Source organism: Oscillochloris sp. ZM17-4, from assembly GCF_019599295.1.
In the GTDB taxonomy this organism is placed as follows: domain Bacteria; phylum Chloroflexota; class Chloroflexia; order Chloroflexales; family Chloroflexaceae; genus Oscillochloris.
In genome coordinates this window covers 33,670-51,160 of the sequence record NZ_JAIEWN010000005.1, presented here as the reverse complement: position 1 = coordinate 51,160, position 17,491 = coordinate 33,670, and the positions used below count along the sequence as shown (strand labels likewise).

Here is a 17,491-nt window from a genome sequence, read left to right as displayed (position 1 = left end):
CGAGCCTGATGCGGATGGCCGATGCTGAGACGCGCGGGTGAGATATGTCTATACGAACGGGCAGGCGGATCGGAATTTGCCTACTGACGCCGGCGCAGGCCCTCGGCGAGCAGGTTGAACGCGAGGATGCTCAGCGAGAAGGCGGCCATCGGCGCGATGAAGAGCACCGCGCTCGCGCCCCGCTCGCGCACGCCCTTCGCCAGCATCCCGCCCCACTCCGCGAAGATCGGGTCGTTGCTGATCTGGCCGCCGACCGCCTCGCGCTCGGCCCCGCCGATGAAGATCCCCAGGAAGCCCAGCTCCGCGCAGAGCAGCAGCACGGCGGCCACCGCGTAGGCCGCCTCGACCAGCAGCAGGTCGCGCAGGTTGGGGCGGATGTGACGCCAGAGGACGGCCGCGCGCCCCAGGCCGATCGCATAGGCCGACTCGACGAAGGGCGCGGCGCGCAGCTCGCGCACGGCCACCCGCACCCGCACCGCCGTCTCCGGCCAGCCCGTCAGGCTGAAGACGACCACGAAGGCCAGGGCGTTGAGCTGGTTGTTGCCCAGCCGGCTGATCAGGGCCAGCGGGATGAGCGCGAAGAAGAGGCTTGGCACCGCCGACCATGCCCCGGCCAGGACATCGAGCAGCCGGCTCGCGCCCGCGTACCAGCCGGCCAGCATGCCGAGGCCTGCGGCCAGGGCCACCCGCAGCATGGCCGCCACCCCGCAGAAGAGCAGGGTGTAGCGGGTGCCGTAGATCAGGCGGCTCAGCAGGTCGCGCCGCAGGCTGTCGCTGCCGAGCAGCATGCCGGCCGTGCCTGGCGGGTAGGGCGCGCGCACGATGTCGGCCCCGTCGAAGAGCACCACCGGCTTGATCGGGTCGAAGGGCGCGAGCAGGGGCGCGGCGACGGCGCAGATCGCCATCAGGGCGACCAGCGCCCCGCCGATCAGCAGCTCGGGGCGGCGAAGGAGTGACATCGTGCGGTGCATCAAGCTAAGCCTCAAGCTCTCCAGAATATCTTGTTGGCGCGAATAAGTCCTGGGTTAACCTATGCGCAGAGGTGTGCCTCCACGCCGCCGCTCGTCACCTGGAGCAGCCGCCGGCCGAGCCCGCCCCAGTTGTACAGGTAGTCCACAATGATCGTCCCGGCCACGATCACTCGCACGGCCCCGAGCGCCGCCCCGAGCAGCGGCAGGCGCAGGGCCGGCAGCACGTGGCGACGCCAGAGCCCCAGGCCGCCCAGCCCCTTCGCCCGCGCGGCGCGGATCCAGTCCTGGGCCATGATCTGCTCCTGAGAGACCTGGAGCGAGCGGGCGATGAAGGCCGCCCCGCGTGTGGCTAGCACCGCCGTGGGCAGGATGAGGTGGCCGTCGAGGCCGTAGCCCTGCACGAAGGCCAGGCGCACCCCCGTGCGCAGGGTGATCGTCGCCACGGCCTCGCTGAGCAGGAGCACGGCCACGAACGAGGGCAGCGAGATCAGCAGGGTGCTCAGGCTGAAGAGCAGGCCGCCCCAGACCCCCCGGCGCACGGTGGCCAGCAGGCCGCCCCAGGCCACGCCCAGCGGTAGGGCGACCAGCGTGCTGGCCGTCAGCAGCTCCAGGGTGCGCCGGGCGGCCTGGAGCATCTCGTTGTTCACCGGCCTGCCGCGGGCGTTCGATCCGAGGTTGCCCTGGGCCAGCCCGCCCACGTAGCCGACGATCGTCTGGAGGTACGCCCCCAGCCGCTCGGCGCTCGGCGGCCCGCCGCGCCCGAAGAGGACGGGCAGGAACACGATGGCGGCCACCAGGGCCACGCCGGCCGCCAGGGTGATCAGCAGCAGCATGGCCTCGCGGGCCAGGGTGCGGGCGGGCGACTCGCCTGACATGAGGTGCTCCGGGGGTGGGGTTGGCGCGATGCGCAAAACTTATAGCGTATAATGCGCGCACCGTCAACCGCCGCATATCATACAGCGATTGCAGATTGCAGATTGCAGATTGCAATCTGCAATCTGCAATCTGCAATCTGCAATCTGCCTATGATCCTTCCCGCCACCCTCTTGGCCGCCGGCGCCGGGCTGATCCTGCTGGTCGCCCGCGACATCCGCCGGCTGCGCAGGATCCCGCACCTGTCCGCGCCGGCGATCCCGGCAGAGCCGCCGCTGATCTCGATCCTCATCCCGGCGCGGAACGAGGAGCGTGGGATCGGATCGTGTGTGCGCGCCGCCCTGGCCCAGTCCTACCCGCGGATCGAGGTGATCGTGGTGGACGACGGCTCGACCGACGGCACCGCCGCGGCCCTGGCCGCGATCGTCGACCCGCGCCTGCGGGCGCTGTCCGGCCGGCCGCTGCCGCCGGGCTGGGTGGGCAAGTGCAACGCCTGCCAGCAGCTCGGCGAGGGCGCCGCTGGCGAGTGGCTGCTCTTCCTCGACGCCGACACCGTGGCCGCGCCGGATCTGGCCGCCGCCCTGCTGGCCACGGCCAGCCTCCGCAGCCTCGACCTGCTGACGATCTTCCCCTTCCTGGTGCTGGGGACGTTCTGGGAGCGGGTGATCCTGCCGCCCTTCCTGGCCCTGATCACGGCGCTCTTCCCCTTCGAGCAGATGGAGCGGCCCGACGTGCGGCCCGACCAGGTGCTCGCCAACGGCCAGTGCATCTTCGTGCGGCGCACGGCCTACGCGGGCGTGGGCGGGCACGCGGCGGTGCGCGACGAGGTGCTGGAGGATGTGCGGCTGGCCCAGGCCATCCGCGCCGCCGGGGGCCGGGTGGGCATCGCCGAGGGCATGGCCCACCTCCAGGTGCGGATGTACACCAGCGGGCGCGAGGTGGCCGAGGGGCTGATGAAGAACGCGGCGGCGGGCTACCGCAGCGGCGGCGGGCGCTCGGGCTGGGCGATGTCCGGCCTGATCCTTGAGGCCTTCGGCCCGCCCTGGCTGCTGGGGGCGGGCCTGGCCGGGCTGGCGCTTGGGGATGCGGGCGCGGCATGGGCCGGGCTGGCCGGCGGCGGGCTGAGCCTGCTGGCGAGCCTGTCCCTGCGCGCGGCCCTCTACCGACGGCTCTACCGGCAGCCCGCGGCCTACGGGCTGCTCTGGCCGCTCGGGCTGCTCAGCTACCTGCTGATCGCCGGCCTGGGCATGTGGCGGGTGCGCAGCGGGCGCGGCGTGATCTGGAAGGGGCGCACCTACTCAGGGTAGGCGCGCCCCTTCTAGAGATACATAGTGTCTTGCAGAAATGTGCCAGCGAAGCTGGCACATTTCTGCAAGACACTATGAGGATTCTGGAGGCCGCAGGCCCCTACTCCTCGTCCTCGCCCTCGCGCGGCTTGCGGATGAGCTCCGGCTCGGCGACCGCCTCGACCGCCGGCGTGCTCTCGGCGGCGCGCAGCTGGCTCAGCGAGAGCAGCACCTGGCTCGGGTCGGCCAGGATCTTGTAGCTCACCTGGCCGGCCAGGTCGCGCACGTGGATGACCTTGTCCATCGCGTCCAGCACGCTGATGTCGATGTCGATGTGCTGGGGCAGGTCGTTCGGCAGGGCCGCCACCATCAGCGAGTTGAGGACGTGGTTGAGCAGGGCGTCCCCGCGGGCCACGACTGGCGACTCGCCGACGACGACGATCGGCACCTCGACGTTGACCGACTTCTTCAGGTCGACCACCTTAAAGTCGATATGCAGAATGTCGCGCGTCACCGGGTGGCGCTGGATATCCTGCACGAAGACCGACTGCATGCTGTAGCCGTCGATCATCAGGTCGATCAGCGAGGTGCGGCCGGCCTTGCGGAAGGTCAGCTCGAAGTCGCGGGCGCTCACCTGGGTGGAGACGGCCTCGAAGCCCTTGCCGTAGACGGTGGCGGGGATCTTGCCCTCTTTGCGCAGGTACTTGACCTTCTTGCCGAGCACCGTGCGTACCTGGGCGTTTAGGATCTGATGGGTAGACATGTGTGGGGCTGCTCCTCATCTTGCGCGTGCGGCGCGGCGCCGCGCAATACTTATACAGCGGCATAAGAATGGCGACCGGCGGTGCGCCAGTCGCTCAGCGCAGAGTGTAGCACAGGGCGTCGTTCTTATCAAGTCTTGACAGCCTCGGCCTGTCGTAGTATAGTCGGCGTGGGAATAGTCAACTCTGACTAATTGAGGGGCATATGACAACAACAAAGGGCGGATCGTCGCTGCGGCTGGTGCTCACGGTACTCTTTCTGGGCGTGCTGATGGGCGCCCTGGACATCGCGATCGTCGGCCCGGCGCTGCCGGCGCTGCGCGAGTGGTTCGGCGTCGACGACCGGGCTGGGGCCTGGATCTTCACCATCTACGTGTTTCTGAACCTGCTGGGCGCGCCGCTGATGTCCAAGCTGAGCGACCGCTACGGGCGGCGGCCGGCCTACATGCTGGCGGTGGGCCTGTTCACCATCGGCTCGGCAGTGGCCGCCGCCGCGCCGAACTTCGCGATCCTGCTGATCGCCCGGGCGCTCCAGGGCCTCGGCGCGGGCGGCATCTTCCCGGTGGCCAGCGCGGTGGTGGGCGACAGCTTCCCGCCCGAGCGCAAGGGCTTCGCCCTGGGCATGATCGGCGCGGTCTTCGGGCTGGCCTTCATCATCGGGCCGATCCTCGGCGCGGTGCTGCTCACGATCAGCTGGCACTGGATCTTCCTGGTGAACCTGCCGGTGTCCGCCCTGGTGCTGATCATGAGCTGGTACACCCTGCCGGCCACGGGCGCGGCCGAGCCGAAGCCCTTCGACCTGATCGGCCTGATCACCCTGGCCATGCTCCTGGGCGGGCTGACGGTGGGCGCCAGCAACCTCGACTCGAACAACCTGCTGGCCAGCCTGGCCTCGCCGCTCGTCTGGCCCTTCCTCCTGCTGGCCCTGGCCGCCACGCCGGCCTTCTGGTGGGCCGAGGGCCGCGCCGCCGACCCGCTGCTGCGCCGCACCCTGATCGTCACGCCGCAGCTGGCCCTGGCCAACGGGCTCAGCATCGGCGCCGGCCTCGGCGAGGGCGTGATCGTCTTCCTGCCCAGCCTGGCCGTGCTGGCCTACGGGGTCAGCGTGAGCACCGCCAGCTACATGACCCTGCCGGTGGTGCTAGCGATGGCGGTGGGCTCGCCCCTGGCCGGCCGGATGCTCGACAAGGTCGGCGCGCGCCTGGTGGTGATCGTCGGCACGCTGCTGCTCACGGCGGGCATGCTGGTGCTCGGCCTGCTCGGCGCGCAGCTCTGGGCCTTCTACGTGGCCAGCACCCTGATCGGCCTCGGCCTGGCCAGCCTGCTCGGCGCGCCCGTCCGCTACATCATGCTCAACGAGGCGCCGACCGAGGACCGCACGGCCGCCCAGGGCTCGGTGACGGTCTTCACCGGCGTGGGCCAGCTGCTCAGCGGCGCCCTGGTGGGCGCGGTGGCGGCCAGCGGCGGCGGCGGGGTCGCCGGCTACACGCTGGCCTACCTGGTGAGCGGCGCGGCCTGCTTCCTGCTGGTGTTCCTGGCCCTGGGCCTGCGGCGGGGCAAGGCTGATGTCGTGCCCGCGCCGGCGGCGCCCGCCACGCGGTAGGCCATACGTCGCGCCCTGCGTGATCCACGCGCCCTCGGTGTCGGGTATACTTCTCTGGCGCGCATATCCGCCACTCGCATAGGCCCTGTGCATGCCAGAGCCCCTTGACCCAAACGCCCCCCCGCCCGGCCGCATTGTCCGCGCGGTCTATCGCGGGGGGGCGATCCTCCCCGAGCAGCCCCTCGACCTGCCCGACGGCACCCCTGTCCAGCTGGTGGTGCCCTCCGGGCCGACGGTGATCGTCTCGCCGGAGGCGGCGGCCGGGGCCGCTCGCTCGCCCTGGTCCGCCCTCGCCGCCCCCCTTGGCCGCGCGGGCATCCTGGCCGAGCTGCGCTGGGGCGACCTGCTCGCCCTCGCCGCCGGGCTGCTGCTCTACGCGCTCACCCGCCTCTCCGGGATCGCCGCCTTCCCGATCTACTTCTTCTGCGATGAGGCCATCCAGGCGAACCTGGCCCGCCAGCTGCTCGCCAGCGGCCTGCGCGACGCCGACGGCACCTTCCTGCCGCCCTACTTCCTCAACGCCGAGAAGTGGAACCTTAGCCTGAGCGTCTACATCCACCTGGCCAGCCGCGCCCTCTTCGGCGGCGAATCGGTCTTCCTGACCCGCGCCACCTCGGCGGCGGTGGGCGCCCTGGCCCTGCTGGCCGTCGCCCTCACCCTGCGCCTGGTCTTCCAGAGCCGCTTCTGGTGGGCCGGCCCGCTGGCCCTCGCGGCCGCCCCGGCCTGGTTCCTGCACTCGCGCACCGCCTTCGAGACGGTGATGATGGTGGCCTTCTACGCCTGCTTCCTCTGCTGCTACCTGCTCTACCGCACCCGCGGCGCCGCCTGGCTCTTCCCCGCCCTCGTCTTCGGGGCGATGACCTTCTACGCCTACGCGAATGGACAGGGCGTCATGCTGGCCAGCGGCGCGCTCCTGCTGCTCTCGGACCTGCGCTACCACCTGCGCCAGGGCTGGCGGGTGCTCGCCGCCGCAGCCGGGACGCTGGCCCTGCTCGTCATCCCGCTGGCCCGCTTCCGCCTGCTCCAGCCCGACGCCTATGAGGCCCAGCTGCGCGCCCTCGACTCCTACTGGACGCACAGCATCCCGCTGGGCGAGAAGCTGGCCACCTTTGGCGCGACCTACCTCGCCGGGCTCAGCCCGGCCTACTGGTTTCTGCCCAACAGCGTCGATCTCGCCCGCCACCGCATGCTCGGCATGGGCCACCTGCCCCTGCTGCTGCTGCCCTTCATCCTGGTCGGTCTGGGGGTCTGCCTGGCCAACCTGCGCTCTCCGGCCCACCGCACGCTGCTGATCGCGGTGCTCGCCGCGCCCTTCTCGTCGGCCCTGGTGGCGATCAGCATCACCCGCGTGCTGGCGATGGTGGTGCCCGCCGCCCTCCTGGCCGTCATCGGGCTCGACCGCTGCTACGCCTGGGTCGCTGGCCGAGTGCGCTACCGCGTGGCCGCCTGGGCGGTGGCGCTGGCCCTCGGCCTCTCCAGCCTGCTGCTGCTGCGCACGGCCCTGGGCGACGGGCCGACCTGGTTCCAGAACTACGGCCTCGACGGCATGCAGTACGGCGCGCAGCAGATCTTCGGCGAGCTCGTCCCCGAGCTGCTCGCCAGCGAGCCCGACACGCGTCTGCTCGTCTCGCCGACCTGGGCGAACAACCCGAACGCCTTCATCGACTTCTTCCTCACGCCGGCCCAGGCCGGCCGCGTCGAGATGATCAATGTCGACGCCTTCACCGTCTCGCGCCAGGAGCTCGACCCGGCCCGCGAGCTCTTCATCATGCCCTTCTACGAGTACGAGCGCGCGCTCAAGAGCGGCAAGTTTGTGGTGGACCCGCCCGAGCGGGTCGTCCCCTACCCGAACGGCTCGCCCGGCTTCTACGTCGTGCGGATGCGCTACGTCGATAACGTGGACGCGCTCTTTGAGGCGGACAGGCTCGCCCGCACCCAGCTGGTCGAGGATCAAGCCGACATCGGCGGCCCGGTGATAGTCGCCCACTCGATGCTGGACATGGGCTCGCCGGCGCAGCTCTTCGACGGCGACCCGCACACCCTGATGCGCGGATTCGAGGCGAACCCGCTGGTCGTCGAGCTGCGCTTCCCGCAGCCGCGCAGCGTCAGCGGGGTGACGCTCACCGTCGGCTCGATGGACCTGCGCCTGCGCCTGGTCGGCACGCCGGCCGACGGCGGCCCGCAGATCATCGCCGAGCAGAGCTACACCGGCCTACCGCCCGACCCGACCGTCCAGCTGGACCTGCCCAGCGGCGCGCGCGAGCTGAGCAGCCTGCGCCTGGAGATCGCGCAGATCGGCGGCGGCGAGGTGGCCCACATCCACGTGCGCGAGCTGGCCCTGCGCTGACGCCCCATGCCGCCGGGGCGGCCCATCCTCGCCGGGGGCACCGTAGGGCCGAAGCATGCGCACCCCATGCATGGGCGCCACGCAGATTCATCCGGTGCGCATGCTTCGGCCCTACCTATGCCGGGGGCCGCCATCTATTAACCTAACGCATATGGGCGCAGCGCCCCTATGCGAGCGCGGCGGCGACCCGCGCGGCCGCGCGCAGGTCGGTCAGCAGGGCGGAGCCCAGCCCCACCGCCGCGGCCCCGGCCGCCAGCATCGCCCGCGCCCCGGCGGCGTCGCGCACCCCGCCGATGCCGATCACCGGCACCGTCGCCTCGGCGCAGACGGCGGCCACCAGGCCCAGGGCCAGCGGGCCGACGGCGGGGCCGCAGAGCAGGCCATCGGCCAGCGTCCCGTCGGCGCGCTGGGCCAGCGCCGGGATGCCGTCGATCAGGGAGAGGGTGTCCGCCCCGCGCTCGACGGCGGCGCGGGCCAGGGCCAGGATATCGGCGGCCTGGCCGGGCAGCTTCACGATCAGCGGGAGCACGGTGGCCCGGCGCACCGCCGCCACCAGCCGGCCGGCCGCCTCGGGCGTCAGCGCGTCGTGGGCCGCCAGGGGCAGCTCGACGCCGGCCACTCCCTCGACGCCCTCAAGCTGCGCGGCGGCCTCGGCCGCCGCGGCCGCGCTCTCGCCCCAGATGCTCACCACCACCGGCAGATCCCAGGTCGCCCAGGCCGGCGCGAGGCGCTCGCGCACCGCGCGCATGCCGAGGCTATGATCCCAGCCCCGGTAGAGCAGCCCGGCGGGCGTCTCGACGATCTCCGGCAGGGGGCGAGCCTTCCGCGCGCGCAGCCCAGTGCTGCGGGTGATGAGCGCGCCCAGCCCGTGCGCCGACGGGCGCGCTGCCAGCCCCAGGTGGCGGGCCACCTCCACGCCGTAGCCGAGGCTGCCCGCCGCCGCGATCACCGGCGAGGCGATCGTGAGCGCGTAGGGGTTGTTGGGGGCGAGATCAATCATAATAATGAACCCTCATAGTATGGTGGGGAAATGCGCCAGCGGAGCTGGCGCATTTCCCCACCATACTATGAATACCCCAGCGCGCGCAGCGCCTCGCGGGCGGACTCGGCCTCGTCCCAGGGGATGGCGCCGCCGGCGTAGATGATATTGCCCTCGTGGCCCTTGCCCAGGAGCAGCACCAGGTCGCCGGGGCGGGCGGCGGCCATGGCGGCGCGGATGGCCTCGGCGCGGTCGGGGATGCAGAGGTAGCCGTCGCCTGATCGCTTGCCGGCCCGCTCGGCGCCCTCGGCGATCTCGGCGATGATCGCGGCCGGGTCCTCGCCGCGCGGGTCCTCGTCCGTCAGCACCAGCAGGTCGGCGTAGCGCCCCGCGATCTCGCCCTGGACGGCGCGCTTGGCCCGGTCGCGCTCGCCGGCGCTGCCGAACACGGCGATGATCCGGCCGCGGGTGAGCGGGCGGAGCATGCCCAGCACCTGCTCGAAGGAGTCCGGGTTGTGGGCGTAGTCGACGATCACATCGAAGGGCTGGCCCAGGCTCACCGGCTGCATGCGCCCGCGGATGCCGGGGACCGCCTCCAGCGCGGCGACGGCCCGCGCCAGGGGGATGCCCTGGCTGAGGGCCACGCTGAGCGCGGCCAGGGCGTTGGAGACATTGAAGCTGCCGGGCAGGTGCAGCCGCAGGCGAGCCTCGCCCCAGGGCGTCGTCACACGCAGCGCCGATCCGCCCGGCCCCGCGCTCACCTCATGGGCGCGCACGTCGGCCTCCGCGCGCACGCCGAAGGTCAGGCGGCGGGCACGGGCCGGCGCCGCGTCGAGGAAGTGCCGGTGGCTCGGGTCGTCGGCGTTCGTGATCGCCCAGGCCTCGCCCTTCTCGCCCTCGCCGAGCATCTCAAAGAGGCGGGCCTTGTCGGCGCGGTACTGCGCGAAGCTGCCGTGGTAGTCCAGGTGCTCGTGGGTGATGTTGAGGAAGACCGCCACGTCAAACATGCAGCCGCCGAGGCGGTTCCAGCGGGATGAGAGGGCGTGGGAGGTCGACTCGATCACCGCGTAGGCGCAGCCCGCGTCGGCCATCTCGCGCAGCAGCCCCTGGATCTCGGGGGCCTCGGGGGTGCTCTGGCGGGTGCTGTTCGGCCAGCGACGCGGGCCAACCTTAAAGTCCACGGTGCTGATCATCCCGGTGCTGAAGCCTCCGCCCTCGATCACCTGGCTCACCAGGTCGGTGGTGGTGCTCTTGCCCTTGGTGCCGGTGATCCCGATGGTGCGCAGGCCCGTGGCCGGGCGCTGGTAGAAGTTGGCCGCTAGGGGCGCCAGGGCCACCCGGCTGTCGGCCACGCTGATGAGCGGCACATCTATCGGGTCGCCGCCCCAGTGGCGCGCGTCCACCACCACGGCGGCGGCCCCCGCGGCGGCGGCCTGGCCCACGTAGCGGTGACCGTCCACGTGGAAGCCGCGGATGGCCACAAAGAGCCAGCCCGCCCGCACCTGACGGGAGTCGTAGGTGATCCCCAGGATGGGCGTGTCGAGATCGGCGGGCGAGCCCGTCGTCTCCACACCGTGGAGTATGTCGTGCAGCGTGAGCGTCATAGATCGTGTTGTGAGTAACAAGGAAACCTGCTTCTGTGGGGATTGTACCCGAAAACCGGCGCGGCGGGGTCGCTACGCCTGATTCCTAACGTGCTGTTGCTGTATGGCGGCAACGCCGCCATACAGCAACAGCACGTCTACCCGATCCGCCGTCGGGCCAGGCCGTAGAGCGCGGGGATGAGCACGCGGTCGTAGGCCGGCAGGTAGCGCACGACATGGCCGCCGAAGCCCTTCTTAAAGCGGTAGACCCCAAGTAGCGGGTCGGCCTGGGCGGCCCGCTCAAGGGCGGCCCGCTCGGCCTCGTCGGCGCCGGCCGCCCGCCCGAGGGCGTCGGGGATCCCCCAGAGGTCGTAGCGCTCACAGCCGAGGCCGGCGGCCCACTGGATCGCCTGCCACTCCAGCAGGTGGTTGGCCCCCGCCTTCAGCCCGGCCTCATCGGCCCCGCTGTAGAGGTAGCGCCCGCTGCCGGCGTCGGCGAAGACCATGTGGGCGGCCACCGCCCGCCCGTCGATCTCGGCCAGCAGCAGCCGGCTGCGCGGCTGGAAGAGCCGCCATGCGGCCCGGTAGTAGCCCTCGCTGTGGATGCCGAAGCCGGCCCGCGCCCCGGTGGACTGCATGATCGCGTAGAAGGCCGGGATATCGGACTCATCTCCTACGCGCACGGCCACGCCATTGCGCTCGGCCCGGCGGATGTCGGCGCGGTGGCCCTTGCTGAACCCGGCGAAGATCGCCTCGGTCGGCCGGCTGATCGGCACGTGGACGCTGCTGCGCGGCTGGATCGTGCGCTCCGCCAGCATCCCCTGGAGCAGCAGCCATGTGTGGGCGTAGTCAGCCCCGGGCTGCTCCTCGGTGATGTTCGGCTCCAGGCGCAGGAAGATCGCGCGCTGGCCGCGGGCGATGCGCGTCAGGCCGTCGATCAGCAGCAGGTTCGCCGCGTCGTCGTCGGCGAGCAGCGGGCCGCGCGGGGCGTAGGCGACGGCCAGCCCATACTGGCGGCGGATGAGCAGCTGCGCGCCGGCGCGCAGCGACCCGTCGGCGGCGAGGACGGCCAGCCGGCGTGGGCGCCAGCCGGCCTCGGCCTTGAGCGCGCCCCAGGCGCTGCGCTGGAGCAGGCTGCCCTGGGGGTGCGCGTCCACGAATCCGTCCCAGGCGCGAGCGTCCGGCTCCACCAGGGCCAGATCGCCGGCGCGCGGCCGGGCGGGGCGGGCCAGGATACTCATCGTCGCATCCAGATCCGCTCGCCGTAGGTGCCCGCCTCGGGGCGCAGCCCCTCCGCGTAGGCGGTGACGCGCTCAGCCATCGTCGCCAGGTCGCCGAAGAGCGTGGAGATCTGGCTGGCGTAGGCCTCGACCGCGCTGATCTTGCGGGCCAGCGTCGCGTCGATGCCGGTCACGCTGGGCAGAAAGATCTCGGCCCCGCCGATCTGTGCCATGCGCCGATCGAGGGCGCCGGGCACCGCGACATAGGGGAAGTCCTCGTAGAAGGCCATGCTCAGCCCGCTCTGCGCGAGGCCCACGGCGACCTCGTAGGTGGCCTGGTGGTCGACGTGCTGCCCGACGCCGAGGGGCGCGTAGAAGATCGCCGCCGGGTAGCGCGCCGCGAGCGCCGCGACCTGCCCGCGCAGGCTGTCGGCGAGCGTGTCGTCGGGGGCGACCGTGCCGAAGAGCGTCTCGTCGCCGACGTATGCCTCGGGCATGCGGTAGATCGCGTCGAGCAGACCGAGCAGGAGGCAGTCGGCGCCGAGAGTCTCCAGCGCCTCGACATCCTCCTGGGTGCGCCGGCGCACCGCCTCATCGGGCGGGAGCCCCCACTGGCGGTGCATGCGCTGGGCGAAGGGGCTGAACGGGCCGGCGGCGGGCGGGCTGCCGGCGCAGATATTTACCACCAGCACCGTCTGCCCTGCGCCGACGAAGCGGGCGATGCTCCCGCCGCACGAGAGGGCCGCGTCATCGAGGTGCGGCGAGAGGTAGATGTGGTCGTACGTCGCGGCCAGGTCGTCCGGGCTTATGTAGTGATGTGGCATAGGTTTATCCTGTTGGGGCACAGCAGCGCCGCGCTGCTGCGCCCTTACGGTGGCCCCCGCAGGATCACAGTTCCCCAAGCGAGAGCTCCTCCAGCGCCTCGGTGGCGGCGGTGCGGCGGGCCTCGTCCTTAGATTTGGCGAGGCGCTGGAGCACGCGCTTGGCGCTCGGCCCGCCCACCTGGCCGAGCGACCAGATCGCGGCGGTGGAGATCTCGCCGTCATCGTCGTCCACCAGCGGCAGCAGGCTCGGCAGCATCGGCTGGCCATCCTCGCCGAGCTCGCCGACGGCGCGGGCGGCCTCATAGCGCATGGCCGGCGAGGGGCTCTTCAGCTCGCGCTCGATATAGGGGAACCAGGTCGGTCGCATCGAGCGGCCCATGGCCAGCACCGCGCTCTCGCGCACCGTCAGCTCGGGGTGCGCGTAGGCCCTGCCGATCTCCGCCTGGGCATCCTTCGATCCCGCGAAGTAGCCGAGCCCCTCGACGGCGCGGCGGCGCACATCGATCGGCTGCTCGGGGTCGGTGGCGGTCCTCAGCAGCGCGCCGTACACCCGCTGCGTGGCCGCAGACGACATCTCGCCGACCTCGCCCCGGTAGGCGAATGCGGCCAGGGCCACGACGGCAGCCTCGCGGACGGCCCCCGAGTCGTCGTCGATCAGGCGGATCAGCCGGTCCATCGTGCCCTCGCTCGCATCCTCCCAGAGCCCGGCGACGGCTGAGGCGCGCACCTCCGGGTCGCTGTCGCCCAGGCAGGCCCGGAAGACCGGTCGGAAGTCGAGGTCCACATTATCCTCTGCCAGCGCATTGATGTCGTGGATGATCGTGATACGGCGCTCCCCAGGGAACTGGCGCCAGGCCTGCCAGAAGATCTTCAGGCTCTCTGGCCCGAGATTTGCGAGGATCCTCAGCTCATTGTGTGAAAGGGGCTTCGAGAGATCGCTCAGCTGCGCGATCTGTTCTTCAAAGGACATGGGATGTCTTCTTTCCTCATACTACATAGGGGGCGGGCGAGTGGCCTGGCGTCTGTGCGGATCGCCTTGCCCTCCCCCACCCCCTTCATCCCGTCGCGCCCGTATGCCGTAGGCCCACACCGGCGCTGTGCTGCGTGCTACTCGTCGTCGTCTGTGTAGCGCCCGAAGCGGCGGCGGGCCGGCTGCAGATCCTCGCCCTCGCCCGAGTCCTCCGGCTCATCCGCGCTCGCGCCGCCCTCGCTCTGCGGCGGCGTAAAGGTGTAGCGGCCGGCGTTCGCCTCATCGGCGCTGAAGGCCTCGCCGTTCTCCAGCAGGTGCTCCAGCAGGTTGCGTGACCCGGGCCGCAGGACGTTATACGACAGCAGCAGGTCGTCCATGCTGATGCTGTAGCGCGGCTCGCTGCGGCTTCCCACCTGCTCGCCCATCACCTCGATGATGTGCTCCAGCACCACCTCAGACTTTCGCCGCTCGCCCATGGGCAGCGACTTGAGGTTCTTCAGCTTGCCATAGCGCGACTGGCTCGGCACCTGGTCCGCATCGACGGCGCAGAAGTAGGTGAGGTTTGCGAAGGAGAACTTATTCTTCTTCTCGTCCAGAGTCAGCAGGCGGTCCTCCGTCTCTGCGGCCTCCTCGTAGCTGATCGTGAAGAGGTTCGGCTCGCTGCCGCGAGCGATGGTGATCATGGCGCCGGGCACCAGGTGCTCGCGGAAGAACTCCTCAAGGCCCTGGAGCCAGCCGCCGCGGTTCCCGGTCGGGTAGCGCACCTCCACCAGGTAGCTGGTGTAGTGCTGCGGCGACTCGAAGCGCAGCATGGCGCTGCGCTGGTCCGGCAGCATCGGCGTCGGCACCAGGGCGGTGATGCTGGCGTCGAAGGGCAGCACGCCGTACTCCCACTCGAAGAAGGTCAGCAGCCGCGTGAGGGTGCCGCTCTTGCTGATCGACTCGGCGCTCTGGCCCTCCAGGCTATTGTCGTAGCCCTCGACGAGGTAGGAGGTGATCTGGCCCATCTCGGCCGCCTTCACCCGCTTGCCGCTGATCGCCGGCAGGCCCTTGGTGGACCAGAGCCGCGCGCCCTCGACGCCGACGAACTCGAAGTCCTTCTCGCGGTGCAGGCGGTAGTTCAGCGAGAAGCGGAAGCCCTCGTAGTCGGCCTGGCGCGGGTTGTGGTAGTACAGGTCGGCGATGATCTCAGTGTCGGAGAGCGGCTCGTTGCGCTCCAGGATGTAGTCGCGGATCTTGCGCAGGTCGTTCTTGCCGAGGTTGACCACGCTCGCCTCGGGGTAGTAGCTCCGCCCGAAGCTGACGATCCGGCGCAGCGGGTCCTGGTCGATCCGCTCGGACAGGATCTGCTCAAGCCGCTCGCCCTGCTCCGCGAGGATATCGGCGATCGGTCGGCGCAGGTCGATCGACAGGCCCTCGGCCAGCGTGATCACTGTGTTGCGATCGCTCGGTATCTGTCGAGGCGGCTTGGCGACGACCGGCTCGGGCTTGGCGACGACGGGCTCGGGCTCGGCGACGACGGGCTCGGGCTCGGCGATGACGGGCTCGGGCTCGGCGACGACGGGCTCGGGCTCGGCGACGACGGGCTCGGGCTCGGCGATGACGGGCTCGGGCTCGGCGATGACCGGCTCGGGCTCGGCGATGACCAGGTCAGGCTCGGCGACGGGCTCGGCGGCGACGGGCTCGGGCTCGGCGATGACCAGCTCAGGCGCGGCGGCGACATCCTCGGCGGCCACCGGCGCGGCGGGCGCGGTGCTCATCTGGCCGAGGGCGTCGATCGACGGCACCAGGTGAAGCGGCGCCATGCCGGCCTGAACCTGCCAGTAGTCTGAGATAAACACCGGCTCAACCGTGGTGATCGCCGGCCGCGATGTCGAGACGACAACGCTGATATCATCGATCGGCAGCGGGTTCTCCGGCTCGTGGAGGCGCTGCCGGAATGAGTGGGTGTCCGCGTCCGAGCGCGGCACATAGGCACCCTGGCGCGAGGTGACGTAGAGCACGCCGCGTTCCGTCTCCTCGCGGGCGAAGATACCCTCATTCGCCTGAAGTGCGGCGTCGATGTCGGCGGCGATCTCATCGCGGCCGCGCTGATACTTTCCGGCCAGATAGTCGGCGAGGTTGTCGAGCGACTGGCGGATCGGCGCGTCGATGGCGAAGAGCGAGCCCTGAGTCGTCATCAGGCGATAGACTTCGTCGGCCAGCTCCTGCTGGCTTGGGCTGCCCTGAAACGAGGCGACTGTCATTCGCTGTCCTCCGTCACCGACCTGCTGAGGATGAGAAGATACTGCTGCAGCACATCTTTGATGTCTTTCGGCTCGCCGCTTGAGCGCAGCCACTGAAGAAGCTTATCGAGCGATGTCTCGCCGAAGGTGACCATTTTTGCGTCCATAGAACCTCGCTCAAAACAGCATTAAGCAGAGAGACTCTTCATCTCCCCGCTTGCCTGATAGGATACGCTCATGCACTGCGCTAATTATAGCATTGTGGTGCGGTCTGTGCAAACATTTCGCCCACACGAAGCGGGCGGCGATGGGCATCGCCCATCGCCGCCCGCTTCGTGTGAGACAGCGCCGATCTAGTCGGAGAGGCTATCGAGGGCGAGTGCCACGGCGCCCATCGTGACGCTATCATGGCCGAGGATCGACGCGACGATCGGCACGGGGTGAGCGAACTGCGGGTCGATGCACTCGTTCATCTTGTCGCTGATCGCCTTGATAAATCGCTCGCCGCCGATGCGGACGACGATGCCGCCAAGCACGATCATCTCTGGGTCGAGGAGCGCGATGGTCTGGGCGCAGCGGGTGGCGATGAGATCGATCGTCTCCTGCACCACCTGCCGTCCGGCGGAGCTGTCGCTGAAGATCTCGTCGAGGTTGCTCGTCTCAAGGCCGAGCACACCCGCCCGGCGCAGCAGCCCGCGGATCGAGACCAGCTCCTCAAGTGTTTCCGGGCGACCGGTGCCATCCCACCCCTTGCCGACCACGGCGTGGCCGATCTCCCCGGCCGTCGAGGTTGCGCCGTGGTAGAGCCGCCCGTTCAGCACGGCCCCGCCCCCCACGCCGCTGCTCAGGTGCATATAGAAGACATGCTGGCGATCCTTGGCCACGCCGAAGGTCGCCTCGCCAAGCGCGATCAGATTGGCATCATTATCGATCAGGGTAACAGCATCGAACGCCTGCTCGAATCGCTCCTGGAGCGGGTAGCTCTCCCACCCCTTCATCCTCGGCGACAGACGGATCACACCGTGGCGTAGGTCGAGCGGGCCGCCAAAGCCGACGCCGACCCGCACCAGTCGCCCTGGTGCGACATCTGCATCCCTGAGCAGGCCCTTGGCCATGCCGATCACTTGCTCGATGATATCGTCGGGCGCGGCTGGCTCAAGATCTGCGTCAACGCTTGTGAAGCTGTAGCTTCCGAGGTCGACGAGTGCCGCGCGCAGCCCGTAGCTCCCTACGTCGATCCCCAGGACATAACCCTGATTGCTGAGCAGCCCTCCGCGCTTGTGTGATAGTCGCTCGCTGATCAGCGTCTGTAGATCGGTCATACGGGACTCCTTTCAGGTGCTCGGGGCTGCGGGCAGATCCATAGGCATCGATCATCTCGCCATGCCTGTGGTGGGGTGTGCGCTGATCGGTGCGATCCAGCATCAGTATGGGGTCGCTCACGTATCTGCGCCTGTGGATTATAGCATAGGTTCCTCGCTCATTCCGGTCGCTCGACGTTTATGATCAATAACCATCAGGATGCAGCCGATAACAATACCTAGTCCGCCACCGATGGTGTATGGCCATGTGGGCGCTGCCGTGGTCTCTTCAGGCGTGTGTATGGCCATGGATATCGAGGTCGCTGTGATCGTGTTCGTCGCCGTGGGCTCCTCGTAGCGATAGCGGATCCCGTCGTCGCCGCGATAGGGGGCCGCCGGCGTGGCGGTGCCAGCGCGCACGTTGGGCGGCAGGGCGCGCGCTGGCACCGTGGCTGGGAGGGTGGATGCTATGCGCCCCACCTGTCCGGTCGGCTCGCCTGGCCCGCTCGCTTCTGCGGCCTGTTGTGGCACGGCTGTGGCGGGCGTCG

At 70.1% G+C, this 17,491-nt stretch carries 14 protein-coding genes and 1 pseudogene; 3 read left to right on the top strand and 12 right to left on the bottom strand.

Annotated features, from left to right (window positions below; genetic code table 11):
• Positions 1–80 precede the first annotated feature (80 nt).
• Both K2Z83_RS06145 and K2Z83_RS06140 read right to left on the bottom strand, forming a co-directional pair.
• A complete protein-coding gene (locus K2Z83_RS06145; protein ID WP_220594301.1) occupies positions 81–959 on the bottom strand; it encodes an ABC transporter permease in 879 nt (292 codons plus the stop codon).
• Between the two features lie 71 nt (positions 960–1,030).
• Positions 1,031–1,846, bottom strand: a complete 816-nt coding sequence (locus tag K2Z83_RS06140) for an ABC transporter permease (RefSeq protein ID WP_220594300.1) — start codon at positions 1,844–1,846, stop codon at positions 1,031–1,033.
• 51 nt (positions 1,847–1,897) lie between these two features.
• On the opposite strand from K2Z83_RS06140, the gene K2Z83_RS06135 reads away from it, so the two are divergent.
• On the top strand, positions 1,898–3,151 hold the full coding sequence (locus K2Z83_RS06135; protein WP_255603403.1) for a glycosyltransferase family 2 protein: 1,254 nt from the start codon (positions 1,898–1,900) through the stop codon (positions 3,149–3,151).
• Between the two features lie 100 nt (positions 3,152–3,251).
• On the opposite strand, the gene K2Z83_RS06130 is transcribed toward K2Z83_RS06135, so the two are convergent.
• A complete protein-coding gene (locus K2Z83_RS06130) occupies positions 3,252–3,893 on the bottom strand; it encodes a 50S ribosomal protein L25 (RefSeq protein WP_220594299.1) in 642 nt (213 codons plus the stop codon).
• Positions 3,894–4,096: 203 nt separating this feature from the next.
• Here K2Z83_RS06130 and K2Z83_RS06125 point away from each other — a divergent pair, with 203 nt between their 5' ends.
• Positions 4,097–5,494: an MFS transporter gene (locus K2Z83_RS06125; protein WP_220594298.1), complete on the top strand. Its 1,398-nt coding sequence runs from the start codon at positions 4,097–4,099 to the stop codon at positions 5,492–5,494.
• Positions 5,495–5,585: 91 nt separating this feature from the next.
• Complete coding sequence (locus K2Z83_RS06120; RefSeq protein ID WP_255603400.1) at positions 5,586–7,841, top strand: antitoxin family protein; 2,256 nt, start codon at positions 5,586–5,588, stop codon at positions 7,839–7,841.
• Positions 7,842–8,007: 166 nt separating this feature from the next.
• Here the strand turns inward: K2Z83_RS06120 and K2Z83_RS06115 are convergent, their stop codons facing one another.
• From K2Z83_RS06115 to K2Z83_RS06075, 9 genes and pseudogenes are all read right to left on the bottom strand, one after another.
• Entirely contained in the window at positions 8,008–8,841 is an 834-nt protein-coding gene (locus K2Z83_RS06115) for a dihydroorotate dehydrogenase (protein WP_220594297.1), read from the bottom strand.
• Positions 8,842–8,906: 65 nt separating this feature from the next.
• Entirely contained in the window at positions 8,907–10,424 is a 1,518-nt protein-coding gene (locus K2Z83_RS06110; protein ID WP_220594296.1) for a UDP-N-acetylmuramoyl-L-alanyl-D-glutamate--2,6-diaminopimelate ligase, read from the bottom strand.
• A 137-nt stretch (positions 10,425–10,561) separates the two neighbouring features.
• Positions 10,562–11,644: a peptidoglycan bridge formation glycyltransferase FemA/FemB family protein gene (locus tag K2Z83_RS06105; protein WP_220594295.1), complete on the bottom strand. Its 1,083-nt coding sequence runs from the start codon at positions 11,642–11,644 to the stop codon at positions 10,562–10,564.
• Entirely contained in the window at positions 11,641–12,447 is an 807-nt protein-coding gene (locus tag K2Z83_RS06100; RefSeq protein ID WP_220594294.1) for a PIG-L deacetylase family protein, read from the bottom strand. The genes K2Z83_RS06105 and K2Z83_RS06100 overlap by 4 nt, the downstream gene beginning before the upstream one ends.
• 64 nt (positions 12,448–12,511) lie before the next feature.
• On the bottom strand, positions 12,512–13,417 hold the full coding sequence (locus tag K2Z83_RS06095; protein ID WP_220594293.1) for a HEAT repeat domain-containing protein: 906 nt from the start codon (positions 13,415–13,417) through the stop codon (positions 12,512–12,514).
• 137 nt (positions 13,418–13,554) lie between these two features.
• Positions 13,555–15,663 carry a hypothetical protein gene (locus K2Z83_RS06090; RefSeq protein ID WP_220594292.1) on the bottom strand — a complete coding sequence of 703 codons (2,109 nt, stop codon included), beginning with the start codon at positions 15,661–15,663 and terminating at the stop codon, positions 13,555–13,557.
• Positions 15,660–15,809, bottom strand: a complete 150-nt coding sequence (locus K2Z83_RS06085; RefSeq protein ID WP_220594291.1) for a hypothetical protein — start codon at positions 15,807–15,809, stop codon at positions 15,660–15,662. The genes K2Z83_RS06090 and K2Z83_RS06085 overlap by 4 nt, the downstream gene beginning before the upstream one ends.
• A 186-nt stretch (positions 15,810–15,995) precedes the next feature.
• Positions 15,996–16,964: an ROK family protein gene (locus tag K2Z83_RS06080; protein WP_220594290.1), complete on the bottom strand. Its 969-nt coding sequence runs from the start codon at positions 16,962–16,964 to the stop codon at positions 15,996–15,998.
• Positions 16,965–17,102: 138 nt separating this feature from the next.
• Positions 17,103–17,491, bottom strand: a pseudogene (locus K2Z83_RS06075) (hypothetical protein); the annotation flags it as partial.